A 25,881-nucleotide genomic window follows, 5' to 3' on the forward strand; every position below is an offset into this window, starting at 1 on the left:
CTCGTCGACACCGAGGGCGTCTGGCTGGACGTCGTCGAGGGCGCCGCCGCGCGCCGGGGCCGCGCCCTGGACGCCGAGCGCCGGACGGCGGTGACCGGCCGGTCCGTCGAGGACACGGCGGCCCTGCTCCACACGTATCTGGACGCGCCGGCGGCCGAACTCGCCGCCGAGCTGGGCGCGGACTTCGCCGGCCGGCTCGCGGTGGCCGCCGCGCCCCGCCCGGGCGCGCTGCGGCTGCTCGCCGCGCTGCGCGAGAGCCGGGTGCCGACGGCGCTCGTCTCCGCCTCGCCGCGGGCGGTCGTCGCCCAGGTGGCGAGGACCCTGGACGGGCACCGGTTCGACGCGCTGTTCGGCGCCGAGGACACCGTACGGACGAAGCCGGAGCCCGACCCCTATCTGGCGGCGGCCGTGGCGCTCGGCGCCGAGCCGGGGCGGTGCGTGGCGGTCGAGGACAGCCCGACGGGGGTCACCTCGGCCGTCGCCGCCGGGTGCCGCGTCCTCGCGGTGCCGTCGACGGAGCCGCTCGGGGCCTTCGCCGGGACCGAAGGCGTCACGCTGGCGGACTCGTTGACCGAGGTCGACCCCGAGCTGCTGAGCTCCCTGGTCGGGTGAGCGGGGCGCATGACAGGGTGGGCGTGTGAGTGAGGAACCGGCGCGGACGCCGCTGTATCTGAAGGTCGCCGCCGATCTGCGGACCGCCATCACGGCGGGCCGGTACGGCTCCGGGGCGAAGCTGCCGGCGGAGGACGAACTGGCCCGCCGTTACGGCGTGTCCCGGGGGACGGTCAGGCAGGCGCTTGCCGCGCTGCGCACCGACGGTCTGATCACCTCCCGGCGTGGCTCGCGCCGGGTTGTCCTCGGCGGCCCGCGGCTGCACAGCTTCGGCGAGCTGCGCTCCTTCACGCGCTGGGCGCGCTCGCTCGGCGAGGAGCCGGGTGGCCGGATCGTGGCGGTCGAACGGGTCCCGGCGGACGCGGAGGAGGCCGAGAAGCTCCGTGTCGAGGAGGGCGCGCCGGTCTACCGGGTGCGGCGGCTGCGGACGCTCGCGGGCAGCCCGGTGATGGTGGAACGCACGACGTATCCGGAGCGGATCGGGGAGCTGGTGGCCGGGATGCCGCTCGACACGGTCTCGCACTCGGAGCAACTGGAGCTGCACGGCGTGCTGTTCGCCGACGCGCGGCACACCATCGACCTGGTGCCGGCCGACGCCGACGACGCGGAACTGCTGGGCTGCCGGGTCGGGGAGTCGCTGCTGCGGGAGCGGCGGCACTCGACCGACCCGGCGGGGAACCCGGTGGAGTGGTCGCAGGACCGCTATCTGCCGGGGACGGTGGCGTTCACGATGCAGAGCTCGACGGCGACGAGCGCGCTCGGACGCCGCCTCGGCTCGTGAGCGCTCGCTCGTGAGGGCTCGGGTCCTGAGGGCTCGGGTCCTGAGGGCTCGGGTCCTGAGGGCTCGGTTCCTGAGGGCTCGGGTCCTGAGGGCTCGGTTCCTGATCGTTGGAAAGCGCGGACCTGCTCCTCGGTCATCGGCCCGCGCCCTGGACGGCCAGGGTGGCCGACGGGTTGCGGACAGCCCCACACCCGGTCCGCGGCCCTCCGGAGTGCGAAGGTCCGGCCGCGAACGGGCCTCGCGGTGCGGACGGCGGCCGCCGGGCGTCAGGAGACCGGGGCCCGGCGCGCCGCGACCAAGCGCCTCACCGGCCGAGGCCCCTCACCCACCGGAGCCGTACACCGGCTGTGGCACCTCCGCCTCCCCCAGGAGCTTCAGCGCCGTCTCGCCCGCCTCCGCGGGGCTCCACCGCGCCCCCTTGTCGGCCGTCGGACCCGGGCGCCAGCCCTCCATGACGGTGATCCGGCCGCCCTCCGCCTCGAAGACCCGGCCGGTCACTCCCGCCGAGGAGGCCGAGCCCAGCCAGACGACCAGCGGGGAGACGTCCTCCGGCACGCCCTCCAGACCCGCGAAGGCCCCCTCCGTCATCCGCGTCCTGGCCGCCGGGGCGATGGCGTTGACCTGGACGCCGTAGCGGCCCATCTCCGCCGCCGCGACCAGGGTCAGACCGACGATCCCGGCCTTGGCCGCCGCGTAGTTGCCCTGTCCGACGCTGCCCGCCAGGCCCGCGCCCGAGGTGGTGTTGACCACCCGGGCGACCGGCTCACGGCCCGCCTTGGCCTCCGCGCGCCAGTACGCGGCCGCGTGCCGCAGCGGCAGGAAGTGGCCCTTCACATGGACGCGCATCACCGCGTCCCAGTCGTCCTCGCCGAGGTTCACCAGCATCCGGTCCCGCAGGAAGCCCGCGTTGTTGACCAGGGTGTCGAGCCGCCCGAAGGCGTCCAGGGCGGCGGCGACCAGCGAGGCCGCCCCCTCCTCCGTGGCGATGTCGCCGCCGTGCGCCACGGCCTCGCCGCCCGCCGTACGGATCTCCTCCACCACCTGCCCGGCGGGCGAGCCGGACCCGGCGGAGCCGTCGAGCCCCACCCCCAGGTCGTTGACGACGACCCTCGCCCCCTCGGCGGCGAAGGCGCGCGCGTGCGCCCGCCCCAGCCCCCGCCCCGCGCCCGTCACGATCACGACCCGGCCCTCGCACAGCCCCATCTCAGCTCTCCTTGTCGGTGGTTGTCCTGTCGGTGGTTGTCCTGCCGGCGGTCGTCCTGTCGGCGGTCGCCTCGCCGGCGGTCGCGTGGTTGACGGTCGCGGCGTCCAGAAACGCGGGGCGCTCGCCGCCCCCGTGCACCAGCAGCGAGGCCCCCGAGACGTACGCGGCCCGGTCGGAGGCGAGGAAGACCGCCGCCTCCCCCACGTCCGAGGGCTCGGCGAGCCGGCCGAGGGGCACGGTCCGGGCGACGGCCGCGATGCCCTCCTCGTCCCCGTAGTGCAGAGGGGAGAGTTCGGTCCGGACCATCCCGAGGACCAGGGTGTTCACCCGGACGTACGGGGCCCACTCCACCGCCATCGAGCGTGCGAGGCTCTCCAGGCCCGCCTTCGCGGCGCCGTACGCGGCCGTGCCCGGCGAGGGCCGGGTCGCGCTGACGCTGCCGATCATGACGACGGAGCCGTGCGAGGCCCGGAGCAGGCCGTGGGCGGCCAGCGAGACCCGCAGCGGGACGGTCAGGTTCAACTCCATCACCCGCGCGTGCCGTTCGGAATCCTTCTCCCCCAGGAGCCGGTAGGGCGTGCCGCCCGCGTTGTTGATCAGCACGTCCAGCCGTCCGTACCGCTCGCCGACGCCGACGACGAACGCGCCGACGGCGGCGGGTTCGCGCAGGTCGACGGGGACGAAGGCGGCCTCGCGGCCCCCCTCCGAGACCGGCGCGTCCGGCGGCCTGCGAGCGCAGACGACCACCCGCGCCCCCGCCCCGAGGAGGGCCCGCGCGATGCCCGCGCCGACCCCGCGTGTGCCGCCGGTGACGACGGCGACCCTCCCGTCCAGCTCCATCGGCTGCTACCTTTCCTCACCGAGCAGTCACCTAACAAATGTTTGGTGGAAAGGTAGCTGATCCGTTCATGGGTGTCTCCACCGCAAGCCCGGACAAGGGCATCGCACTTGTCACCGTCGACTTCCCACCGGTCAACGCCCTTCCCGTACAGGGCTGGTACGACCTCGCCGACGCCGTCCGCGCGGCCGGCCGGGACCCGGGGACCCGCTGTGTCGTCCTCGCCGCCGCGGGCCGTGGTTTCAACGCCGGGGTCGACATCAAGGAGATGCAGCGGGACACCGGGCACGGGAGTCTCATCGGCGCCAACCACGGCTGCGCGGAGGCGTTCACGGCGGTGTACGAGTGCGAGGTGCCGGTCGTGGCGGCGGTCGGCGGCTTCTGCCTGGGCGGCGGCATCGGACTCGTCGGCAACGCGGACGCGATCGTCGCCTCCGAGGACGCCACCTTCGGACTGCCCGAGCTCGACCGGGGCGCGCTCGGCGCCGCCACCCATCTGGCCCGGCTCGTCCCCCAGCACCTGATGCGCGCGCTGTACTACACCTCGCGTACCGCCACCGCCGCCGAACTGCACGCCCACGGCTCGGTGTGGAAGGTCGTGCCGCGCGAGGAACTCCTCGGCGCGGCGCTGGAGCTGGCGGCCGAGATCGCCCGGAAGGACGGGTATCTGATCCGGCTCGCCAAGGCCGCCATCAACGGCATCGACCCGGTGGACGTGCGCCGCAGCTACCGCTTCGAGCAGGGCTTCACCTTCGAGGCGAACCTCAGCGGGGTCGCCGACCGCGTGCGCGCGACCTTCGGCAAGGACGAGGCCAAGGAGGGTTCCCCGTGACCGACAAGACCATGACACCCGACGAGGTGGTGGGTCGGCTCCGCTCCGGCATGACGCTCGGCATCGGCGGCTGGGGCTCGCGCCGCAAGCCGATGGCCCTGGTCAGAGCGGTGCTCCGGTCCGAGATCACCGATCTCACGGTGATCTCCTACGGCGGCCCCGACGTGGGCCTGCTGGCCGCGGCGGGCCGGATCCGCCGCCTGGTGGCCGCCTTCACCACCCTGGACTCCATCCCCCTCGAACCGCACTTCCGCGCCGCCCGCGAGCGCGGCGACTTCGCCATGACCGAGCTGGACGAGGCCATGTTCATGTGGGGCCTGCACGCCGCCGCCAACCGGCTGCCCTTCATGCCCGTCCGGGCCGGGCTCGGCTCGGACGTGATGACGGTCAACCCCGAGCTGCGCACCATCACCTCGCCGTACGACGACGGCGAGACGTTCGTCGCCGTACCCGCCCTGCGCATGGACGCCGCCTTCGTCCACCTCAACCGCGCCGACCGGCTCGGCAACGGCCAGTACCTCGGCCCCGACCCGTACTTCGACGACCTCTTCTGCGAGGCCGCCGACACCGCGTACGTCTCCTGCGAACGGATCGTCGAGCGGTTCGACCCCGGCACCGCCCCGCAGTCCCTGCTCGTCAGCCGGCACAGCGTCACCGGTGTGGCCGAGACCCCGAACGGCGCCCACTTCACCTCCTGCGCCCCCGACCACGACCGCGACGAACCCTTCCAGAGCCTCTACGCGTCCACCCCCTGGACCGAGTTCGCCGAGCGCTTCCTCTCCGGCAAGAGCGAGGACGACTACCAGCAGGCCGTACGGACCTGGCACGAGGAGCAGCGATGACCGGCCCGGCCCCCCTCCCCCCGCCCACGCGCGCCGAGTACTGCGTCCTCGCCTGCGCCGAGGCCTGGCGGGGCGACGGCGAGGTGCTCGCCGCCGCCATGGCCCCCGTCTCCTCCTTCGGCGCCCGGCTCGCCAAGCGCTCCTTCGCTCCCGAGCTGCTGCTGACCGACGGCGAGGCGATGCTCGTAGGCCTCGACGGGGAGGTCGAGGGCTGGCTGCCGTACCGCCGCCATCTGACGATGGTCACCGGCGGCAGGCGGCACGTCATGATGGGGGCGAGCCAGATCGACCGGTACGGCAACCAGAACATCTCCTGCATCGGCGACTGGTCCCGGCCGGCCCGGCAACTCCTCGGTGTGCGCGGAGCGCCGGTCAACACTCTCAACAACCCGGTGAGTTACTGGGTCCCGAAGCACTCCCCCCGGGTCTTCGTCGAGCGCGTGGACATGGTCAGCGGCGTCGGTCACGACCGTGCGGCCGCCGCCGGGGTGGACCGCTTCCACCGGATTCCCCGGGTCGTCTCCGACCTCGGCGTCTTCGACTTCGAGACGCCCGACCGCTCGATGCGGCTCGCCTCCCTGCACCCGGGCGTCACCGTGGACCAGGTCCGGGAGGCCACCGGCTTCGACCTCGCGATCGGCGACGACGTCCCGTACACCCGCGCACCGACCGCCGAGGAGCTGCGGCTGATCCGCGAGGTGATCGACCCCCGGGGGCTGCGGGAGAGGGAGGTCCGGGTCTGATGGAGACGGCGCTCACCAGGCTGACCGGAGTCCGCCACCCGATCGTCCAGACCGGCATGGGCTGGGTCGCGGGCCCCCGCCTGGTCACGGCCACGGCCGAGGCGGGCGCCCTCGGCGTCCTCGCCTCCGCGACGATGACGGTCGAGGAGCTGCGGTCCGCGGTCCGCGAGGTGAAGTCCCGTACGGACCTGCCGTTCGGGGTCAATCTGCGCGCGGACGCGGGCGACGCCGGTGAACGGGTCCGGATCATCATCGAGGAGGGGGTGCGGGTCGCCTCCTTCGCGCTGGCCCCGTCCCGCGCACTGATCGCGGAGCTGAAGGACGCGGGCGTGGTCGTCGTCCCCTCGATCGGGGCGCGGCGGCACGCCGAGAAGGTCGCGGCCTGGGGCGCGGACGCGGTGATCGTGCAGGGCGGGGAGGGCGGCGGGCACACCGGGGAGGTGGCCACGACGGTCCTGCTGCCGCAGGTCGTCGACGCGGTCGACATCCCGGTGATCGCCGCGGGCGGCTTCCACGACGGCCGCGGTCTGGTGGCCGCGCTCTCCTACGGGGCCGCGGGCATCGCCATGGGCACGCGGTTCCTGCTCACCTCGGACTCCACCGTCCCCGACGCCGTCAAGGCGAGGTACCTCGCGGCGACGGTCAAGGACGTGACGGTGACCACCGCCGTCGACGGACTGCCGCACCGGATGCTCCGTACGGAGATGGTCGCCGCCCTCGAACGGGCGGGCCGTGTAAGGGCGTTGGCGCAGGCGGTCCGCCACGCGGCGGGCTTCCGCGGGATCTCGGGCCTCTCCTGGTCGCGGATGGTCCGCGACGGTCTCGCGATGAGACACGGCAAGGACCTGTCGTGGAGCCAGGTCCTGCTCGCCGCGAACACTCCCATGCTCCTCAGAGCGTCCATGGTCGAGGGCCGCACCGACCTCGGTGTCATGGCGTCCGGACAGGTCGCGGGTGTCATCGAGGACCTCCCGAGCTGCGAGGAACTCGTCCTGCGGGTCATGTCCGAGGCCGAGCACGTGCTCCGCACCCTGCCACCACCAGGGTGAACCCTCATCCTCCCAGGAGAGTTCCGTCATGCCACTGTCGAGACGCGCACTGCTGAGCACCGCCACCGCCGCCGCCTTCGCGGCGGTCACCGCCCCGGCCGTCGCGGCGCCCCGGAGCCGGCCCCGCGCCGCGACCGTCCGCCACATCCCGCTCCAGGGCGCGGTCAACGTACGTGACCTGGGCGGCTACCTCACCTACACGGGCGACCGGGTCCGGCACGGTCTGGTCTACCGCGCCGACGCGCTGAGCAAGCTGACCGACGCCGATGTGACGGCTCTCGCCGGGCTGCGCCTGGGGCGGGTCGTCGACTTCCGGATCCCGCTGGAGGTCCAGTACGACGGTGCGGACCGGCTTCCGTCCGGGCTCGTCCCGGTGTCGCGGCCGGTCACCGACAACGGTCTGTTCGGGCAGCTGCTCGCGGCGATCGGCTCCCGCGACCCGGTGCGCCAGGAGCAGATGCTGGGCGGCGGCAGGGCGGCCGCGTTCATGCACGAGGTGTACCGGACCTTCGTCACGAGCGCGGCGAACCGCGCCCAGCTCGGCCTCACCCTCCGCGAGCTGGCCGGGCTCGGCTCCACACCCTCGCTGTACCACTGCACGTCGGGCAAGGACCGTACGGGCTGGACGAGTTACCTGCTCCTGACGGTCCTGGGCGTGCCGGAGCAGACGGTCGTCGGCGACTACCTGGCCTCGAACACCTTCCGAGCCGCGCACGACGCGAAGGTACGGGAGGGCCTGAAGCAGGGCGGCCTGATGCAGAACCCGGACCTGCTCATCCCCCTGCAGGAGGTACGGCCCGAGTATCTGAGGACCGCGCTCGACGAGGTGAGGACGGGGTACGGCAGCCTGTTCCGCTACCTCACCGACGGACTCGGCCTGGAGCTGGGCACGCTGGCCAGGCTCCAGGACCGTCTCGTCGACTAGCCGGACACCGCCCTGATCGCTAGCCCTGCGTCGCGGCTCCGCCGCCCCGGCGGCCGCCACGGCCGCCGCCGGAGCCGCCGCCGCGGGTGCGGCCGGGGGCGCCGGCCGTCCCCGTACGCGAACCGCCCGTGCCCGCACCGGTACGCGAACCGCCCGTGCCCGCAGGGGTACGCGAACCAGTCGTACCCGTACGGGTGGTGGCGCCCGAGCGGGAACGGCCGCCGCCACCGCGACGGGAGCGCTGGCCGCCGGTCCGGGGCTGCGCGGGCGGGGTCGGCTGCGGGACCTCGATGACGACCGGGACGCCCGAGGGCTCTCGGGCGCCGGTGAGGCGGGTCAGTTCCTCGTCGCTGGACTTGATCTGCGCCGTACGCGGGCTGATGCCGGCGTTCGACATCAGGCGGCCCATGTCGCGCTTCTGCTCGGGCAGGACGAGTGTGACGACGCTGCCGGACTCGCCGGCCCGGGCGGTGCGGCCGCCTCGGTGCAGGTAGTCCTTGTGGTCGATCGGCGGGTCGACGTTCACGACCAGGTCGAGGTCGTCGACGTGGATGCCGCGGGCCGCCACGTTGGTCGCCACGAGCGCGGTGACCTGGCCGTTCTTGAACTGGTCCAGGGTGCGGTTGCGCTGCGGCTGCGAGCGGCCGCCGTGCAGGCCGGAGGCCCGTACGCCACTGGCGAGCAGCCGCTTGACCAGCCGGTCCACGGCACGCTTGGTGTCCAGGAAGAGGATCGTGCGACCGTCGCGGGCGGCGATCCTCAGCGTGACGGCCTTCTTGTCGGTCTCGTCGGCGATGTAGAGCAGGTGGTGCTCCATCGTCGTGACAGCGCCGGCGGACGGGTCGACGGAGTGCACGACCGGGTCGTCGAGGAACATCTTCACGAGCCGGTCGATGTTCTGGTCGAGCGTCGCCGAGAAGAGCATCCGCTGACCGTCGGGCTCGACCTGCTTGAGCAGCGCGGTGACCTGCGGCATGAAGCCCATGTCGGCCATCTGGTCGGCCTCGTCGAGGACCGTGATCGCGACCTGGTCGAGCCGGCAGTCGCCCCGCTCGATGAGGTCCTTCAGACGGCCGGGCGTGGCGATGACGACTTCGGCGCCACGGCGCAGGGAGTTGGCCTGCTTGGTGATCGACAGACCGCCGACGACCGTGGCGAGCCGCAGCTGCACCGAGGTGGCGTACGGGGCGAGGGCGTCGGTGACCTGCTGGGCGAGCTCGCGCGTGGGCACCAGGACCAGGGCGAGCGGGGCCTTGGGCTCGGCGCGGCGGCCCGCGGTGCGGGCGAGGAGCGCGAGGCCGAAGGCGAGGGTCTTGCCGGAGCCGGTGCGGCCGCGGCCGAGGATGTCCCGGCCGGCGAGCGAGTTCGGGAGGGTCGCGCCCTGGATCGGGAAGGGCTCGGTCACGCCCTGGGCGCCCAGCGTCTTGACCAGGGCGGCGGGCATGTCGAGGGCGTCGAAGGACTCGACGGAGGGGAGCGCGGGCGTCAGCGTCTCGGGCAGGGTGAACTCACGCGGCGGGGGAGGCGAGGCCGGTCCACGGCCACGGCCGGCGCCCTTGGCCTTGCCCTTGGGGGCGGCGGCGGAGCCACGGCGGGTATTTCCGGACGGGTTTCCGGAGCGGGATTCCGCGGCCCGGCGGGGCCGCCTTTCGGAGCGGGTCATGGGAAATGCCTTCCTGGCCTGAGCACAGCACAAGCCGGGACCCGCACCTGCGCGGTGCGGGTCCCGGCTGCGAGAAACGCGTCCGGCAATTAGGCCGGGAGGATGTTCTCCGCCTGCGGGCCCTTCTGGCCCTGCGTGACGTCGAAGGTGACCTTCTGGCCTTCCTGCAGCTCACGGAAGCCGGAGGTCGCGATGTTGGAGTAGTGGGCGAAGACGTCGGCGCCGCCGCCGTCCTGCTCGATGAAGCCGAAGCCCTTTTCCGAGTTGAACCACTTCACGGTTCCGGTAGCCACAATTATCTCCTGAATAGGTAAGGGTCCCATCCCGGAGAGTCCGGAAAACAAAATTGCGCCTGAGGAACATTCCCGTCAGGCGCACATAAAGTTCATGGGTACCAACTAGCAACACGAGAACCTTAGCACGCCGTCCCGCCCTGAGGGCGGGACGGCGACGAGCGTCACACCGGGGGTGCCCCTCGCACCGCTGGGCCCCGGGGCCTCACGGGCTTCGGGCGCCTGCGCCGGCCTCCGGCCGGACGGCACGTGCCGCCCCTCAGAGCCGTTCGATGATCGTCACGTTGGCCTGGCCGCCGCCCTCGCACATCGTCTGGAGGCCGAAGCGGCCGCCCGTGCGTTCCAGTTCGTGGAGCAGCGTCGTCATCAGCTTCACGCCCGTCGCGCCCAGGGGGTGGCCCAGGGCGATCGCGCCGCCGTTGACGTTCACCCGCTCCGGGTCGGCGCCCGTCTCCTTCAGCCAGGCGAGGACGACCGGGGCGAAGGCCTCGTTGATCTCGACGAGGTCCATGTCGTCGATGGTCATGCCCGTCTTCTTCAGGGCGTACGCGGTGGCCGGGATCGGGGCGGAGAGCATCCGGACCGGGTCCTCGCCCCGCACCGAGAGATGGTGGACGCGGGCGCGCGGGGTGAGGCCGTGTTCCCGTACGGCCCGCTCGCTCGCCAGGAGCATCGCCGCGGCGCCGTCGGAGACCTGGGAGGAGCAGGCCGCCGTGATCGTGCCGCCGTCGACGACGGGCCTCAGGCCGGCCATCTTCTCCAGGCCGGTGTCCCGGCGCGGGCCCTCGTCCACGGTCACGTCGCCGTAGGGGACGGTCTCGCGCGCGAAGCGGCCCTCGTCGATCGCGCGCAGCGCCCGCTCGTGGGACCGCAGGGCGAACTCCTCCTGGTCACGGCGGGTGATGCCCCACTTCTTCGCGATCAGCTCGGCGCCGTGGAACTGGTTGACGGGCGCGTCGCCGTACCGGGCGCGCCATCCCTCGGAACCCGCGTAGGGGCCCTCGCTCAGGCCGAGGGCCTCGGCGGCCTGCCGGGAGGCGAAGGCGATCGGGATCATCGACATGTTCTGGGTGCCGCCGGCCACGACCAGATCCTGCGTGCCGGACAGCACACCCTGCGCCGCGAAGTGCACGGCCTGCTGCGAGGAGCCGCACTGGCGGTCGATCGTGACACCGGGGACCTCCTCGGGGAGGCCCGCCGCCAGCCATGCCGTACGGGCGATGTCGCCGGCCTGCGGGCCCACGGTGTCGAGGCAGCCGAAGACGACGTCCTCGACGGCCGAGGGGTCGACGCCCGAGCGGGTGACGAGGGCCTTCAGGACGTGCGCGCCGAGGTCCGCCGGGTGGACGGAGGCCAGGCCTCCCCTGCGGCGGCCCACCGGGGTGCGGACCGCTTCGACGATGTAGGCCTCGGCCATGACAACTCCTCCAGACGTCTAGGAACGTACGGCGATTCCGTCCAGGACCATCGACAGGTACTGGCGGGCGATCTCGTCCGGGCTGTGCTGTCCGCCCGGGCGGTACCAGGACGCGGCGACCCAGACGGTGTCGCGCACGAACCGGTAGGTGAGCCGGATGTCGAGGTCGGCGCGGAAGGTCCCGGCCTCGACCCCGCGCTCCAGCGTGCCCAGCCACGCCTTCTCGAACTTCTGCTGCGAGTCCGAGAGGTAGTGGAAGCGGGGCTGGTCGGTGAGGTGCCTGGACTCCTTCTGGTAGATCGCGACGGCGGCGCGGTGCCGGTCGATCTCCCGGAAGGACTCGGTGACGAGGGCCTCGATGGTCTCCCTGGGGCCGAGTCCGGCGGCGAGGACGGCGTCGTACCCCTCCCACAGCTCGGTCAGGAAGGTGGAGAGGATCTCGTCGAGCATCGATTCCTTGGAGTCGAAGTGGTAGTAGAGGCTGCCGGCGAGCATGCCGGCGGCGTCGGCGATCTTCCGTACGGTCGTGGCGTTGTACCCCTGGGCGGCGAACACCTCGGCCGCGGTGTCCAGGAGTTCCCGGCGGCGCTCGGGCGAGGCGCTCACCGGGGGCTTCTTCTTGCTGTTGCTGCTGACGGTCTTCGGCACACGTCCATTCTGGTCCTACGCGTGCTGACTGCTGACCGAGACGGTCTCGCCGGTCATGTACGAGGAGTACGCGCCGGTGAGGAAGACGATGACGTTGGCGACCTCCCAGGGTTCGGCGTACCGCCCGAAGGCCTCGGCCGCGGTGAGTTCGGCGAGCAGCTCGGCGGAGGTGACCTTGACCAGGTGCGGGTGCATGGCGAGGGACGGGGCGACGGCGTTGACGCGGACGCCGTACGGCGCCGCCTCGACGGCGGCGCAGCGGGTGAGGGCCATGACGCCGGCCTTGGCGGCGGCGTAGTGGGACTGGCCGGCCTGTGCGCGCCAGCCGACGACGGAGGCGTTGTTGACGATCGCACCGCCGTGGTCGGCCTCCGCGAAGTGGCGCAGGGCGGCGCGGGTGCAGCGGAAGGTTCCGCCCAGCGTGACGTCCAGGACGCGGCTCCACTGGGCGTCCGTCATGTCGACGAGCGCGGCGGTGCCGCCGAGCCCGGCGTTGTTGACGACGGCGTCGAGCCGGCCGTGGAGCCGTACGGCGGTGTCGAAGAGGGCCTGGACCTGGGACTCGTCGGTGACGTCGCAGGGCAGCGCGTCGACGCGGTCCGCGCCGAACTCGGCGGCGAGGGAGGCCTCGGTCTCCTTGAGGCGGCGGGCGTGCGCGTCGCTGATCAGGACCCTGGCGCCCTCCTCCAGGAAGCGTCGGGCGGTGGCCCCGCCGATGCCGGCGCCGGCTGCGGCGGTGATGACCGCGGTACGGCCGGTGAGCAGTCCGTGCCCGGGAACGTACGGGGGCGGGGCGGCGGGCGGGGTCATGGGCGCGGCTCCTTGGGGAGGCCGAGCACCCGCTCGGCGATGAGGTTGCGCTGGATCTCGCTGGATCCGGCGTAGATGGTGTCGGCGCGGGAGAAGAGGAACAGCCGCTGCCACTGGTCGAGTTCGTACGGCTCGGCGGCGACGACCGTGGCGGCGGCGCCGCGGACGTCCATGGCCAGCTCGCCGAGGTCGCGGTGCCAGTGCGACCAGGAGAGCTTGGCCGTCGAGGGGTCGGTGCCGCGCCGGGCGCTCGCGCGCATGGCCTGGAGTCCGGCCCAGGCCAGGGTGAGCCGGTCGCGGATCAGCGGGTCGGCGAGGGCGCCGTTGCGTCGGGCGAGCGCGATGAGGCCTTCCAGCTCGCGGCGGAATCCGACCTGCTGGCCGAGGGTGGAGACGCCGCGTTCGTAGCCGAGGGTGGCCATGGCGATGCGCCAGCCGTCGCCGGGGGCGCCGACGACGTTCGCGGCGGCGGTCCGGGCTCCGTCGAAGCAGACCTCGTTGAACTCGCTGGTGCCGGTGAGCTGGACGATCGGCCGTACCTCGACGCCCGGCTGGTCCAGGGGGACGAGGAGGTAGGAGAGTCCGGCGTGGCGCCGGGAGCCGGGCTCGGTGCGGGCGACGACGAAGCACCACTGGGCCTCGTGGGCGAGCGAGGTCCACATCTTCCGGCCGTCGATCACCCATGCGTCGCCCTCGCGGACGGCGCGGGTGCGGACGGCGGCGAGGTCGGAGCCGGCGTCGGGTTCGCTGTAGCCCTGGCACCAGAGCTCCTCGACGGCCCGGATCGGGGGCAGGAAGCGGGCTTTCTGCGCCTCGGTGCCGTGGTCGATGAGGGTGGGGCCGAGGAGCTGTTCGCCGATGTGGTTGACGCGGGCGGGGGCGTCGGCGAGGGCGTACTCCTCGTGGAAGGCGAGCTGCTCCTCGATGCTCGCCCCCCGTCCGCCGTACTCCGTGGGCCAGCCGACGCAGGTCCAGCCGTGGGCGGCCAAGTGGCGTTCCCAGGCGAGGCGTTCAGGGAAGGCCTCGTGTTCGCGGCCCGGTCCGCCGAGTCCCTTGAGGCCGGCGAACTCGCCCTTGAGATGGGCCCGCAGCCAGGCGCGTATCTCGGTGCGGAACTCCTCGACACTGCTCATGGCGCTGCTCATGGCCGTACGTTAACCTACCAAACACTTGTTAGGGAAGGAGCCCCGATGGACCCGTCGTGCAGCGCCGAGGAGGACGCCTTCCGCGCGGAGGCCCGCCAGTGGCTGCGGGCCCATGTGCCCGCGGAGCCGCTGCCCTCCCTGGAGACCGAGGAGGGCTTCGCGGCACACCGCGCCTGGGAGGCGGAGCTGGCCGCCGACCGCTGGTCGGTCGTCTCCTGGCCCGAGCGGTACGGAGGCCGGGACGCCGACATCTTCCGGTGGCTGGTCTTCGAGGAGGAGTACTACGCGGCGGGGGCGCCGGGACGGGTCACGCAGAACGGCATCAACCTGCTCGCCCCGACCCTCTTCGACCACGCCACGGAGGAGCAGCGGGCCCGGGTGCTGCCGCCGATGGCGACCGGCGAGGTCGTCTGGGCGCAGGCCTGGTCGGAACCGGAGTCCGGCTCCGACCTGGCCTCCCTGACCTCGCGCGCGGTACGGACGCCCGGCGGCTGGCTGCTGTCCGGGCAGAAGACCTGGTCCTCGCGGGCGGCCTTCGCGGACCGGGCCTTCGGCATCTTCCGCACCGACCCGGAGACGGACCCCGCCCGGCCGCACCGGGGGCTGACGTATCTGATGTTCGACCTGCGGGCGCCGGGGGTGACGGTCCGGCCGATCGGGCGGCTCGACGGGAAGCCGGCCTTCGCCGAGCTCTTCCTCGACGACGTCTTCGTGCCGGACGAGGACGTGATCGGGGAGCCCGGCCAGGGCTGGCGGATCGCGATGTCCACGACCGGCAACGAGCGCGGGCTCATGCTCCGCTCCCCCGGCCGCTTCCTCGCCGCCGCCGACCGGCTCGTACGGCTCTGGCGCGAGGGCGAGGAGGACCGGGGACCGCGCGACGCCTCGCCCCGCGACCCGGAGCCGCGCGGCACCTCGCCCCGCGACCCGGGACCGCGCGACGCCTCGCCCCGCGACCCGGAGCCGCGCGGCACCTCGCCCCGCGACCCGGGGCTGCGCGACGCCTCGCCCCGCGACCCGGGGCTGCGCGACCGGGTCGCGGACGCGGTGATCGGGGCGCGGGCGTACCAGCTCTTCACGGCGGGCGCCGCCGCGCGGTTCGCGGCGGGGGCCGGGGGCACCCCCGCCCGAGCGGAGACGGGAGCGGGGGAGATCGGGGCGGAGTCGAGCCTGAACAAGGTCTTCTGGTCGGAGTACGACATCGCGCTGCACGAGACGGCCCTCGATCTGCTGGGCGACGAGGCGGAGTCGGCGGACGGCGCGTGGGCGGAGGGATACGTCTTCTCCCTCGCGGGCCCGATCTACGCCGGCACGAACGAGATCCAGCGCGACATCATCGCCGAGCGGCTGCTCGGCCTGCCGAAGGGGCGGCGCTGATGCGATTCCCGGCGACGGAGGAGCAGCGCGCCTTCGCGCGCTCGCTGGACGCGATGCTGACTGCGGCGGGGACGCCGTCGGCGATACGGGCCTGGGCGGCGGGCGATCCGTCCCCGGGCCGCGCCCTGTGGGCCCGCCTCGCGGACGCGGGCGTCTTCGCGCTCGCGGTACCGCAGCCGTACGAGGGCGTGGGCCCACTGCCGGTCGAACTGGCCACCGCGTTCGTGGAGTTGGGGCGGCACGGGGTGCCGGGCCCGGTGGCCGAGACCGTGGCGGCCTCGGCCCTGCTCGCGGAGCTGGCGCGCCGGGGCGACGACGGCCCCGCGAAGCGTCTGCTCCCGGGGATCGCCGCGGGCGGGACGATCGCGACGCTGGCGATGGCCGCGCCGCCCGCCCCGCCCCGGGGCGCCGCCCTGGACGCGGACCGCGCCGACCTGGTCCTCGTCGTCGAGGCGGACGAGCTCCGGATCGCCCGCGGCCACGAGGTCGTACGCGTCGGTGCCGATCCCTCGCGCCGGTTCGCCCGGCCCGCGCCCGGCGGGGAGGTGCTGGCCGCGGGGCCCGCCGTGACGGCCGCCGTCGCGCACGCCCGGGACTGGGCCGTGCTGGCGACCGCCGCTCAGGCGCTCGGCGTCGGCCTGACGCTGCTCGACCGGACCGTGGCGTACGCGAAGCAGCGCCGGCAGTTCGGTACGGAGATCGGCTCCTTCCAGGCGGTCAAGCACCGGCTGGCCGACACCCTGATCGCGCTCGAGTTCGCCCGCCCCCTGGTCTTCGGAGCGGCGCTCACCTTCGCGAGCACCGATCTCGCGGCTGCCAAGGTCACGGCCGGCGAGGCCGCCTACACCGCCGCCCGGACGGCCCTGCAGATCCATGGCGCCGTCGGCTACACCGAGGAGCTCGACCTCTCCCTCTGGCTCCGCAAGGCCCGGCCGCTCAGGGACGCCTGGGGAACGCCGTCCTGGTGCCGGTCCCGTGTCCTCGACACGTACGGCGGATCATGACTGCTCGCGCGGCGGACTGTCGTCCGTACCGCGACGGATCGTCCGCACCCTGCGCCCCGGTGACCAGGTGCGGACGACCAGGTCGTCGCCCTCGACGAAGGTGCGGACCACCTCCGTCACCTCCACGCGGAAGACATGGAACGGCAACGGCATGCCCACGGCCTCCGCGTACCGCTCCAGCGCCGCCGGGTCGGTGATCTCGACGGCACGGCCCGAGATCCGGACGTCGCCGCCGCCCATGTCCGTCCCCGAGCCCGGGTTGGCGAGGAGCGCGAAGCGGCCGTCGCGACGGAGGTCCAGCGCCTTGCGGGAGTTCGGCATCATGCCGAGCCACAGCTCGTCCCAGCGGAAGTCGGCCTCGATGCCGCTGAGCCGCGGCGAGCCGTCCTTCCGTACGGTGGCGAGCGAGTGGTGGGTGTACTGCCCGAAGCGTTCGCGCACGGTCGTGGCGAACGCGGGCTCGGCGGTCTCGAAGGCCGCCCAGGTGGTTCCGGTTCCGGTGTCTCCCATGACTCCAGGAAACACCGGATTCCCGACACCTTCTGTCTGGATTGCTCCTCGGTCCGGATCGGCGACTCCGCGGCCCGGACCGCCGGCCCGGGCTACTCCCCGCGCTCGGCTGCCGACCGCTCCACGCAGAACTCGTTGCCCTCGGGGTCGGCCAGCGTGGCCCAGCCCGTACCGTCCGCGTTCCGATGGTCGCCGACCATCGTGGCGCCGACGGCCAGCAGCCGCTCGACCTCCGCGTCCCGGCTGCGGTCCTCCGGTCTCAGGTCCAGATGGACCCGGTTCTTGACCGTCTTCCCTTCGGGTACCTGGATGAAGAGGAGATCCGCCCCCGCGGAGTGGACCAGCGCCTCGGGGTCACCGGGGACGTCGTCCTCGGAGACCTTTCCGTCCAGGACCTCGGCCCAGAAGGTCGCCAGACCGTACGCGTCGGAGCAGTCGAACGTCACGTGTCGCACAAGAGATGCCATGCTGCCACTATCACCTGGTCAACACCCCGCGAGCCAGCGGGTTTCCCGCGGTTCCGGGGCTGCCGGCGTCTCACGGGCGGACGACGGCGGCGGCCCGGGCGGCGGAGAGCCAGGCGGGGAACTCGGCGAGGATCCGGTCGTACAACTCGGCGTCCGGGACCCTGCGCGGGTCCGCTCCGGCGTGGAAGAACCCGGCGTTGTCGACGAGTCGCTTGTCCGGAACCGCCAGCTCGTCCAGCTTGCGCAGGAATTCGAACTGCCGGCTGCCGGGGTCGCCGAAGCCGACGAACTGCCAGAAGAGCGGCAGCTTCGCCGCCTTGCAGACGTACCGTTCCGCGGCCAGCTTGTTGATCGGCCCGCCGTCGGTCTGGAAGACGACGAGCGCGGGCGCGGTGGTGCCGCTGTCGAGGTAGTGGTCGATGACCGCGTCCATCGCCAGGTGGTAGCTGGTCTTGCCCATATGGCCGAGCCCGGCGACGATCCGGTCGATCCGCCCCTGGTGGTCGGCGAGTTCGATCTCGGTCTCGGCGTCGATGTCGGTGGAGAAGAAGACCACGGGCACCCGCCCGTCGTCGTCCAGGTTGGCCGAGAGGCCCAACACCCGGTCGGCCAGCGCCTGGACGCTGCCGTCCTTGTAGTACGGCTTCATCGAGCCCGAGTAGTCGAGCACGAGGTAGACGGCGACGCGCTGCCCGTCCATCCCGTGCTTGCGCAGCGAGACCCCCGCCGACTTGTAGAGACTCACCAGCGCCGGTGCGGTCTCCTCGACCTTACGCAGACTCAGTGCCACGGACGGCTCCCCCTCCCCAGGACCACGCGGACCGCTGCCGCGCGGACTCCTCACCCTCATGGACTCCCGAGCGTACGCGCATCGTCCGTGTGGTCGGCCGGCTGCGCGCTCGCGCCGAAGCCGGGGAAGTCCGGCATGAGGAGGGTGTGAGGGGCGGCGAGGGCGGGTGCCGCGTGCGCCCGCCGGCTCTCCTCAGCGGGGGTCCGCGCCGAAGTGCGGCTGCACACCGGCGTCTTCCCGGGTTCCTGGGGGCGCGGGGGGGGCTTCCGGAAGCGGACGCGGCCCTGGCGGGCGCTGCGGGCCGGCTCGCTAGCCTGGACGAGTGAGACCGACCACGCCGTACCGTCCGCTGGACATCACGATCCCCTTCCCCGAACTCAGGGCGTGCGCCCGCACCGCGACGCTGCTGCACCCGCGCCGGGGCACGCCGACCGCGGCGGACAGTTCGGTGGGCGGGCCGCTGCTGTGGCCGGCGGACGAGGCGTGGCCGGTGTGCGGGGAGGCACACGGACGGGCACGTGGCGTGCGTCCGGAGCGGGCACGGCGGTACGAACGGATCGTCGAGGCCGCCTGGGCGCGTCCCCGGCCGGCCGACGCCGACCACGTGCCGTACACCGACGCCGAACGAGCGGAGCTGGACGAGATGACCTGCTCCGGCTACCAGCCGGACCGGCACGACGGCTCCCCGCTCCCGCTGCTCGCCCTGGCCCAGTTCCACGTCCGTGACGTGCCGGACCTCGCGGTGTTCGCGCCGCCCGGGACGGACCTGCTGCAGGTGCTGTGGTGTCCGTTCAGGGGGCATGACGACGCCTCGCCCGACGACTACGGCCCGTCGACGCGGCTGCTCTGGCGGCGTGCGGCGGACGTACGGGAGGTGCTCACCGACCAGCCGGAACCGCCGGTCGTGGAGCGGAAGGAGTTTCTGCCGAACCCGTGCGTGCTGTTCCCCGAGCAGGTCGTCGAGTACCCCTTCGCGGACCGCCTTCCCGGGGAACTGGTCGAGCGGATCGACGCCTGGGAGGGTGCCCTGCGGGAGCGAGCCGGGGACGCGGCGCCCGGCTACCAGTACGATCTCTCCCTCGCGCCGGGCTGGAAGATCGGCGGCTGGGACTCCTGGCACCGGACGGACCTGATGCGGGTGTACTGCGGCGCCTGTGGCACGGAGATGCGTCTGCTGCTGACGATCGACTCCGGCGGGGGCGGGCGCAGCTGGCTGTCGTACGAGGAGGCGCAGGACGTCTGGGACCCCACGCGGCCGCCTGACCTGTACGGGCCGACCGGGATCTCGGCGGCGCGCGACGAGTACCGGGCCTTCGTCTGCCCGGCGGACCCGTCGCACCCGCACCGGATGAGCTCGCAGTAGTCCTGCGCGACGGCGGCGCCACGCCCGGACGCGCCGCGGCGCCCTCCCAGTCGTCCGGTCGGGGACATTCGGGGGGCGCCGCGCTCAGTTCCGTACGTCGTTGTACGGGACGTCTCGGGGACGGGACGGTCAGACCGTCAGGGATCGGTCCGTCGGGCGGATCGGGGCCGGGAGGTCGCTCGCACCCGTCAGGAAGCGGTCGACTCCGCGGGCGGCCGAACGGCCCTCGGCGATCGCCCAGACGATCAGCGACTGGCCGCGGCCGGCGTCACCGGCCACGAACACACCACCGACGTTGGTGGCGAAGTCCGCGTCACGGGCGATGTTACCCCGCTCATCGAGGTCTAGACCAAACTGCGCCACCAGGCCGTTCTCGACGTCCGTACCCGTGAAGCCCATCGCGAGCGTGACCAGCTGCGCCGGGATCCTCCGCTCGGTGCCGGGCTTCTGCGTGAGCTTGCCGTCGACGAACTCCACCTCGACCAGGTGCAGGAACTGGACGTTGCCGTCCTCGTCCCCCTCGAAGTGGGTGGTGGAGACGGAGTAGACCCGCTCGCCGCCCTCCTCGTGCGCCGAGGTGACCTTGTACAGCATCGGGAACGTCGGCCACGGCTGGCCGGCCGACCGCTCCTCGCCCGGTCGCGGCATGATCTCCAGCTGCGTGACCGAGGCCGCGCCCTGGCGGTGGGCCGTGCCCACGCAGTCCGCGCCGGTGTCGCCGCCGCCGATGACGACGACGTGCTTGCCCTCGGCCGTGATCGGCGCGGCCACGAAGTCGCCCTCGACGACCTTGTTGGCCAGCGGCAGGTACTCCATCGCCTGGTGGATGCCGGACAGCTCGCGGCCCGGGACCGGCAGGTCACGCGCGGTCGTGGCGCCCGCGGCGATGACCACGGCGTCGTACCGCTTGCGCAGGTCCGTCGCCGTGATGTCGCGGCCGATCTCGACACCCGTACGGAACTTGGTGCCCTCCGCGCGCATCTGCTCGATACGGCGGTTGATGTGCCGCTTCTCCATCTTGAACTCGGGGATGCCGTACCGCAGCAGCCCACCGATCCGGTCCGCGCGCTCGAACACGGCGACCGTGTGGCCTGCCCGCGTGAGCTGCTGGGCCGCGGCCAGACCCGCCGGGCCCGAGCCGACGACGGCGACGGTCTTGCCGGACAGGCGCTCGGGCGCCTGCGGCTTGACGTCGTTCCCGTCCCACGCCTTGTCGATGATCGAGACTTCGACGTTCTTGATGGTGACGGCCGGCTGGTTGATGCCGAGCACGCACGCCGACTCGCACGGAGCCGGGCAGAGCCGCCCGGTGAACTCCGGGAAGTTGTTGGTCGCGTGCAGCCGCTCGGACGCCTGCGCCCAGTCCTCGCGGTAGGCGTAGTCGTTCCACTCGGGGATCAGGTTCCCGAGCGGGCAGCCGTTGTGGCAGAACGGGATGCCGCAGTCCATGCAGCGGCCGGCCTGCTTGCTGATGATCGGCAGCAGGGAGCCGGGGACGTAGACCTCGTTGAAGTCCTTGACTCGCTCGCCCACCGGACGGGTCTTGGCGACTTCGCGCCCGGTGGTCAGGAAGCCCTTGGGGTCAGCCATGGGTCGCCGCCTCCATCATCTTCTCGGTGGTCTCGGCCTCGGAGAGACCGGCGAGCTCAGCGGCGTCCTTGGCGGCGAGCACTGCCTTGTACGTGGTCGGGATGATCTTGCTGAAGCGCTCCGCGTTCGCGGGCCAGTCGGCAAGGAGCTTCTCCGCGACCGTCGAACCGGTCTCCTCGTGGTGGCGGCGCACGACGTCGTGCAGCCACTGCTTGTCGGAGTCCGTCAGCGCCTCGACGGCGGACAGGTTGCCGGAGTTGACGTTGTCCCGGTCGAGGTCGACGACGTACGCGACGCCGCCCGACATGCCGGCCGCGAAGTTGCGGCCCGTCTCGCCCAGGACGACCGCCGTGCCGCCGGTCATGTACTCGCAGCCGTGGTCGCCCACGCCCTCCGAGACGACCAGCGCGCCGGAGTTGCGGACGCAGAAGCGCTCGCCGGTGCGGCCTCGCAGGAACAGCTCTCCGCCGGTCGCGCCGTACGCGATGGTGTTGCCGGCGATGGTCGAGTACTCGGCCAGGTGGTCGGCGCCGCGGTCTGGGCGGACGACGATGCGGCCGCCGGAGAGCCCCTTGCCGACGTAGTCGTTGGCGTCGCCCTCCAGGCGGAGCGTGACACCGGCCGGCAGGAACGCGCCGAACGACTGGCCGGCGGAGCCGGTGAAGGTGATGTCGATGGTGTCGGCCGGGAGACCCGCGCCGCCGAACTTCTTCGTCACCTCGTGGCCGAGCATGGTGCCGACCGTCCGGTTGATGTTGCGGATCGCGACCTGGGCCCGGACCGGCTGGGCGTCCTCGGCCGTCGCCGCGCCCAGCGCCTCGGCGGCGAGCTCGATCAGCTCGTTGTCGAGGGCCTTCTCCAGACCGTGGTCCTGCTCGATCAGGGCGTGACGGACCGCGCCCTCGGGCAGCTCGGGCACGTGGAAGAGCGGGGACAGGTCCAGGCCCTGCGCCTTCCAGTGCGTCACGGCGCGGCTGGTGTCGAGCAGCTCGGCGTGGCCGACGGCCTCCTCGAGCGTACGGAAGCCCAGCTCGGCGAGGATCTCGCGGACCTCCTCGGCGATGAACTCGAAGAAGTTCACGACGAACTCGGCCTTGCCGGAGAAGCGGTCGCGCAGGACCGGGTTCTGGGTGGCGATGCCGACCGGGCAGGTGTCCAGGTGGCAGACGCGCATCATGACGCAGCCGGAGACGACGAGCGGCGCGGTCGCGAAACCGAACTCCTCGGCGCCGAGCAGCGCGGCGATGACGACGTCACGGCCGGTCTTGAGCTGGCCGTCGGTCTGCACGACGATCCGGTCGCGCAGGCCGTTGAGCAGCAGCGTCTGCTGGGTCTCGGCGAGGCCGAGTTCCCAGGGGCCGCCCGCGTGCTTCAGCGAGGTGAGCGGGGAGGCGCCCGTACCGCCGTCGTGGCCGGAGATGAGGACGACGTCCGCGTGCGCCTTGGAGACACCGGCGGCGACCGTGCCGACACCGACCTCCGACACCAGCTTCACGTGGATACGCGCGGCCGGGTTGGCGTTCTTGAGGTCGTGGATCAGCTGAGCCAGGTCCTCGATGGAGTAGATGTCGTGGTGCGGCGGCGGGGAGATCAGACCGACACCCGGGGTGGAGTGCCGGGTCTTGGCGACCCACGGGTAGACCTTGTGGCCGGGCAGCTGGCCGCCCTCGCCGGGCTTGGCGCCCTGGGCCATCTTGATCTGGATGTCGTCCGCGTTGACCAGGTACTCGCTGGTCACGCCGAAGCGGCCGGAGGCGACCTGCTTGATGGAGGAGCGGCGCGCCGGGTCGTAGAGGCGCTCCGGGTCCTCGCCGCCCTCACCGGTGTTGGACTTGCCGCCCAGCTGGTTCATGGCGATGGCGAGGGTCTCGTGCGCCTCGCGCGAGATGGAGCCGTACGACATGGCGCCCGTCGAGAACCGCTTCACGATCTCGGAGACCGGCTCGACCTCGTCGATGGAGATCGCTTCCCGGTCGCCGGCGAAGCCGAAGAGCCCGCGGAGCGTCATCAGACGCTCGGACTGCTCGTTCACCCGGTCCGTGTACTTCTTGAAGATGTCGTACCGCTTGTTGCGCGTGGCGTGCTGCAGGCGGAAGACGGTCTCCGGGTCGAACAGGTGCGGCTCGCCCTCGCGGCGCCACTGGTACTCGCCGCCGATGTCGAGCGCGCGGTGCGCGGAGGGGACGCCGGAGGCGGGGTACGCCTTGGCGTGGCGGGCGGCGACCTCCTTGGCGACGACGTCGAGACCGGCGCCGCCGATCTTGGTGGCCGTGCCGTTGAAGTACTTCTCGACGAAGGCGGTGTCGAGGCCGACGGCCTCGAAGACCTGGGCGCCGCGGTAGGAGGCGACGGTCGAGATGCCCATCTTGGACATGACCTTGAGGACGCCCTTGCCGAGGGCGTAGATCAGGTTCCGGATGGCCTGCTCGGGCTCCAGGCCCTCGATGAAGGTGCCGGCGCGGACCAGGTCCTCGACCGACTCCATCGCCAGGTACGGGTTGACGGCGGCGGCGCCGTAGCCGATGAGGAGGGCCACGTGGTGGACCTCGCGGACGTCGCCGGCCTCGACCAGCAGACCCACCCTGGTGCGCTGCTTGGTACGGATGAGGTGGTGGTGGACGGCCGCGGTGAGCAGCAGCGACGGGATCGGCGCGTGCTCGGCGTCGGAGTGCCGGTCCGAGAGGACGAGCAGGTGGGCGCCGCCCTCGATCGCCGCGTCGGTCTCGGCGCAGATCTCCTCGATGCGGGCGGCGAGCGCGTCGCCGCCGCCGGAGACCCGGTACAGGCCGGAGAGGGTCGCGGCCTTCATGCCGGGCATGTCGCCGTCGGCGTTGATGTGGATGAGCTTGGCCAGCTCGTCGTTGTCGATCACCGGGAAGGGCAGCGTGACGCTGCGGCACGACGCGGCGGTCGGGTCGAGCAGGTTGCCCTGCGGGCCCAGCGAGGAGTGCAGCGAGGTGACGAGCTCCTCGCGGATGGCGTCCAGCGGCGGGTTGGTGACCTGCGCGAAGAGCTGGGTGAAGTAGTCGAAGAGCAGCCGGGGGCGCTCGGACAGGGCCGCGATCGGCGAGTCCGTGCCCATGGAGCCGAGGGGCTCGCCACCGGTGCGGGCCATCGGGGCGAGGATGATGCGCAGCTCTTCCTCGGTGTAGCCGAAGGTCTGCTGGCGGCGGGTGACCGAGGCGTGGGTGTGCACGATGTGCTCGCGCTCGGGGAGGTCGGAGAGCTCGATCTCCCCGGTCTCCAGCCACTCGGCGTACGGCTTCTCGGCGGCGAGACCGGCCTTGATCTCGTCGTCCTCGATGATCCGGTGCTCGGCGGTGTCGACGAGGAACATCTTGCCGGGCTGGAGGCGGCCCTTGCGGACGACCTTGGCGGGGTCGATGTCGAGGACGCCGACCTCGGAGGAGAGGACGACGAGGCCCTCGTCGGTGACCCAGTAGCGGCCGGGGCGCAGACCGTTGCGGTCCAGGACCGCGCCGACCTGGACGCCGTCGGTGAAGGTGATACAGGCCGGGCCGTCCCAGGGCTCCATCATCGTGGAGTGGTACTGGTAGAACGCGCGCCGGGCCGGGTCCATGGACTCGTGGTTCTCCCACGCCTCGGGGACCATCATCAGGACCGAGTGCGGCAGCGAACGGCCGCCGAGGTGGAGCAGCTCCAGGACCTCGTCGAAGGAGGCCGAGTCGGAGGCGTCCGGGGTGCAGACCGGGAAGATCCGCTCCAGCGAGCCCTCACCGAAGACGTCCGAGGCGAGCTGGGCCTCGCGGGCCGTCATCCAGTTGCGGTTGCCCTTGACCGTGTTGATCTCGCCGTTGTGGGCGACGAAGCGGTACGGGTGGGCCAGCGGCCAGCTCGGGAAGGTGTTGGTGGAGAACCGGGAGTGGACCAGGGCCACGGCGGTGGCGCAGCGGCGGTCCGACAGGTCCGGGAAGAAGGGCTCCAGCTGGCCGGTGGTCAGCATGCCCTTGTAGACGATGGTGCGGGCGGAGAGCGACGGGAAGTACGTCCCGGCCTCACGCTCGGCGCGCTTGCGCAGCACGAACGCCTTGCGGTCCAGCGCGATGCCCGTGCTGGTGCCTCCCCCGGAGCCTTCGGCCTGGGAGGTGCCCCCAGCGACGAAGAGCTGGCGGAAGACCGGCATGGTGGAGCGGGCGGAGGCGCCGAGCAGCTCGGGGGCGACGGGGACCTCGCGCCAGCCGAGGACGTTCAGACCCTCCTCGGACGCGATCGTCTCGATCTGCGAGACGGCCTGTGCGGAGCCGTCGGCAGGGAGGAAGGCGATACCGACGGCGTAGGCGCCGGCGGCGGGGAGGTCGAAGTCGGTGACCTCGCGCAGGAAGGCGTCCGGAACCTGGAGCAGGATGCCGGCGCCGTCTCCGGAGTCGGGCTCGGAGCCGGTGGCGCCGCGGTGCTCGAGATTGCGCAGTACGGTCAGCGCCTGCTCGACCAGGGCGTGGCTGGCAACACCGGTCAGGGTGGCCACGAACCCGACACCACAGGCGTCGTGTTCGTTACGGGGGTCGTACATCCCCTGCGGAGCGGGGCGACCGTCCATGGGCGACCAGGCGTCGGAACGCATCGGCTCTCCCGTCGTCGTCGTGGCTGGGGGCACCTCCCAGACTCCGTCTGGGAGGGCGGCTGCCGAGGGACGACGTTGGCCCTCCGCGAAATTTCGTGCAGGTTACATGATGGCTGACTTCTCGCGAAGTGGATAGCTCATTCCAACATGCGGACACCGCTGACACGGAGCGGTGATGGTGGTTCACGCGTGAAGTGTGGGTTCCACGGTGGTTCTCAGGGGTCGGACGACCCGGCGCAGAGCGAGCCTCATTGCCCGCGGCGCTTACGCCTCATGCCCGGTGGTCATGGATTCGAAACCGCCGGGTAACGGCTACATATGTCGCGCTGTGCATAGTGTCTCACCGGGCAGCCCATCCGCCCAGGGGATATACGTCACAGCAAGCATGCACGCGGA

The 25,881-nt window shown here is 72.5% G+C and carries 23 protein-coding genes; 10 read left to right on the top strand and 13 right to left on the bottom strand.

What is annotated here, in order from left to right; genetic code table 11:
* Both ACFUJR_RS16760 and ACFUJR_RS16765 read left to right on the top strand, forming a co-directional pair.
* On the top strand, positions 1 to 612 hold a 612-nt coding region (locus ACFUJR_RS16760; protein WP_383450489.1), incomplete at its 5' end, for an HAD family hydrolase.
* A gap of 25 nt (positions 613 to 637) precedes the next feature.
* Complete coding sequence (locus ACFUJR_RS16765; protein ID WP_383169181.1) at positions 638 to 1,393, top strand: GntR family transcriptional regulator; 756 nt, start codon at positions 638 to 640, stop codon at positions 1,391 to 1,393.
* Positions 1,394 to 1,714: 321 nt separating this feature from the next.
* On the opposite strand, the gene ACFUJR_RS16770 is transcribed toward ACFUJR_RS16765, so the two are convergent.
* Together ACFUJR_RS16770 and ACFUJR_RS16775 are read right to left on the bottom strand one after the other, a co-directional pair.
* A complete protein-coding gene (locus ACFUJR_RS16770) occupies positions 1,715 to 2,596 on the bottom strand; it encodes an SDR family oxidoreductase (RefSeq protein ID WP_383169183.1) in 882 nt (293 codons plus the stop codon).
* 1 nt (position 2,597) lies between these two features.
* Positions 2,598 to 3,437, bottom strand: a complete 840-nt coding sequence (locus ACFUJR_RS16775) for an SDR family oxidoreductase (RefSeq protein WP_383169185.1) — start codon at positions 3,435 to 3,437, stop codon at positions 2,598 to 2,600.
* A gap of 68 nt (positions 3,438 to 3,505) precedes the next feature.
* Here ACFUJR_RS16775 and ACFUJR_RS16780 point away from each other — a divergent pair, with 68 nt between their 5' ends.
* Genes ACFUJR_RS16780 through ACFUJR_RS16800 form a run of 5 tightly spaced genes read left to right on the top strand, consistent with a single transcriptional unit; the run spans position 3,506 to position 7,826 of the window.
* Positions 3,506 to 4,267 carry an enoyl-CoA hydratase family protein gene (locus ACFUJR_RS16780; RefSeq protein WP_383169187.1) on the top strand — a complete coding sequence of 254 codons (762 nt, stop codon included), beginning with the start codon at positions 3,506 to 3,508 and terminating at the stop codon, positions 4,265 to 4,267.
* Positions 4,264 to 5,109, top strand: coding sequence for a CoA transferase subunit A (locus ACFUJR_RS16785; protein WP_383169189.1), 846 nt, complete (start codon positions 4,264 to 4,266; stop codon positions 5,107 to 5,109). The genes ACFUJR_RS16780 and ACFUJR_RS16785 overlap by 4 nt, the downstream gene beginning before the upstream one ends.
* Positions 5,106 to 5,852 (top strand): CoA-transferase subunit beta, encoded by a 747-nt coding sequence (locus tag ACFUJR_RS16790; RefSeq protein WP_383169191.1) that lies wholly within the window; start codon positions 5,106 to 5,108, stop codon positions 5,850 to 5,852. The genes ACFUJR_RS16785 and ACFUJR_RS16790 overlap by 4 nt, the downstream gene beginning before the upstream one ends.
* Positions 5,852 to 6,901 carry an NAD(P)H-dependent flavin oxidoreductase gene (locus ACFUJR_RS16795; RefSeq protein ID WP_383169193.1) on the top strand — a complete coding sequence of 350 codons (1,050 nt, stop codon included), beginning with the start codon at positions 5,852 to 5,854 and terminating at the stop codon, positions 6,899 to 6,901. Before ACFUJR_RS16790 ends, ACFUJR_RS16795 begins: the two co-directional genes overlap by 1 nt.
* Positions 6,902 to 6,929: 28 nt before the next feature.
* Entirely contained in the window at positions 6,930 to 7,826 is an 897-nt protein-coding gene (locus ACFUJR_RS16800) for a tyrosine-protein phosphatase (protein ID WP_383169195.1), read from the top strand.
* Between the two features lie 19 nt (positions 7,827 to 7,845).
* Here the strand turns inward: ACFUJR_RS16800 and ACFUJR_RS16805 are convergent, their stop codons facing one another.
* From ACFUJR_RS16805 to ACFUJR_RS16830, 6 genes are all read right to left on the bottom strand, one after another.
* Entirely contained in the window at positions 7,846 to 9,489 is a 1,644-nt protein-coding gene (locus ACFUJR_RS16805; protein ID WP_383169197.1) for a DEAD/DEAH box helicase, read from the bottom strand.
* Between the two features lie 89 nt (positions 9,490 to 9,578).
* The gene (locus tag ACFUJR_RS16810) at positions 9,579 to 9,782 is read right to left on the bottom strand and encodes a cold-shock protein (protein WP_005318814.1); all 204 of its coding nucleotides are present in this window, start codon (positions 9,780 to 9,782) and stop codon (positions 9,579 to 9,581) included.
* A gap of 259 nt (positions 9,783 to 10,041) precedes the next feature.
* Positions 10,042 to 11,199, bottom strand: a complete 1,158-nt coding sequence (locus ACFUJR_RS16815; protein WP_383172107.1) for an acetyl-CoA C-acetyltransferase — start codon at positions 11,197 to 11,199, stop codon at positions 10,042 to 10,044.
* An 18-nt stretch (positions 11,200 to 11,217) separates the two neighbouring features.
* On the bottom strand, positions 11,218 to 11,847 hold the full coding sequence (locus ACFUJR_RS16820) for a TetR/AcrR family transcriptional regulator (RefSeq protein ID WP_383172109.1): 630 nt from the start codon (positions 11,845 to 11,847) through the stop codon (positions 11,218 to 11,220).
* A gap of 15 nt (positions 11,848 to 11,862) precedes the next feature.
* Positions 11,863 to 12,657, bottom strand: coding sequence for an SDR family oxidoreductase (locus tag ACFUJR_RS16825; RefSeq protein WP_383172111.1), 795 nt, complete (start codon positions 12,655 to 12,657; stop codon positions 11,863 to 11,865).
* Positions 12,654 to 13,790: an acyl-CoA dehydrogenase family protein gene (locus ACFUJR_RS16830; RefSeq protein ID WP_383172152.1), complete on the bottom strand. Its 1,137-nt coding sequence runs from the start codon at positions 13,788 to 13,790 to the stop codon at positions 12,654 to 12,656. Before ACFUJR_RS16830 ends, ACFUJR_RS16825 begins: the two co-directional genes overlap by 4 nt.
* Before the next feature lie 57 nt (positions 13,791 to 13,847).
* Between ACFUJR_RS16830 and ACFUJR_RS16835 the strand changes: the two genes are divergently transcribed.
* Both ACFUJR_RS16835 and ACFUJR_RS16840 read left to right on the top strand, forming a co-directional pair.
* Positions 13,848 to 15,179: an acyl-CoA dehydrogenase family protein gene (locus ACFUJR_RS16835; protein ID WP_383172113.1), complete on the top strand. Its 1,332-nt coding sequence runs from the start codon at positions 13,848 to 13,850 to the stop codon at positions 15,177 to 15,179.
* Positions 15,179 to 16,183, top strand: coding sequence for an acyl-CoA dehydrogenase family protein (locus ACFUJR_RS16840; protein WP_383172115.1), 1,005 nt, complete (start codon positions 15,179 to 15,181; stop codon positions 16,181 to 16,183). Before ACFUJR_RS16835 ends, ACFUJR_RS16840 begins: the two co-directional genes overlap by 1 nt.
* On the opposite strand, the gene ACFUJR_RS16845 is transcribed toward ACFUJR_RS16840, so the two are convergent.
* The 3 genes from ACFUJR_RS16845 to ACFUJR_RS16855 all read right to left on the bottom strand — a co-directional run bounded on the left by ACFUJR_RS16845 (position 16,178) and on the right by ACFUJR_RS16855 (position 17,950).
* Positions 16,178 to 16,693 (bottom strand): pyridoxamine 5'-phosphate oxidase family protein, encoded by a 516-nt coding sequence (locus ACFUJR_RS16845; RefSeq protein ID WP_383172117.1) that lies wholly within the window; start codon positions 16,691 to 16,693, stop codon positions 16,178 to 16,180. The two genes, ACFUJR_RS16840 and ACFUJR_RS16845, sit on opposite strands and share 6 nt — an antisense overlap.
* Positions 16,694 to 16,785: 92 nt before the next feature.
* Positions 16,786 to 17,160 carry a VOC family protein gene (locus tag ACFUJR_RS16850; protein ID WP_383172119.1) on the bottom strand — a complete coding sequence of 125 codons (375 nt, stop codon included), beginning with the start codon at positions 17,158 to 17,160 and terminating at the stop codon, positions 16,786 to 16,788.
* Between the two features lie 70 nt (positions 17,161 to 17,230).
* A complete protein-coding gene (locus tag ACFUJR_RS16855) occupies positions 17,231 to 17,950 on the bottom strand; it encodes a VWA domain-containing protein (RefSeq protein ID WP_383172121.1) in 720 nt (239 codons plus the stop codon).
* Between the two features lie 322 nt (positions 17,951 to 18,272).
* Here ACFUJR_RS16855 and ACFUJR_RS16860 point away from each other — a divergent pair, with 322 nt between their 5' ends.
* The gene (locus tag ACFUJR_RS16860) at positions 18,273 to 19,313 is read left to right on the top strand and encodes a hypothetical protein (protein WP_383172123.1); all 1,041 of its coding nucleotides are present in this window, start codon (positions 18,273 to 18,275) and stop codon (positions 19,311 to 19,313) included.
* A gap of 129 nt (positions 19,314 to 19,442) precedes the next feature.
* Here the strand turns inward: ACFUJR_RS16860 and ACFUJR_RS16865 are convergent, their stop codons facing one another.
* Positions 19,443 to 20,903, bottom strand: a complete 1,461-nt coding sequence (locus ACFUJR_RS16865) for a glutamate synthase subunit beta (RefSeq protein WP_383172125.1) — start codon at positions 20,901 to 20,903, stop codon at positions 19,443 to 19,445.
* The gene (gene gltB / locus ACFUJR_RS16870; protein WP_383172127.1) at positions 20,896 to 25,485 is read right to left on the bottom strand and encodes a glutamate synthase large subunit; all 4,590 of its coding nucleotides are present in this window, start codon (positions 25,483 to 25,485) and stop codon (positions 20,896 to 20,898) included. The genes ACFUJR_RS16865 and gltB overlap by 8 nt, the downstream gene beginning before the upstream one ends.
* Between the last annotated feature and the right edge of the window lie 396 nt (positions 25,486 to 25,881).

Source organism: Streptomyces sp. NPDC057271 (assembly GCF_042668715.1).
GTDB lineage: Bacteria > Actinomycetota > Actinomycetes > Streptomycetales > Streptomycetaceae > Streptomyces.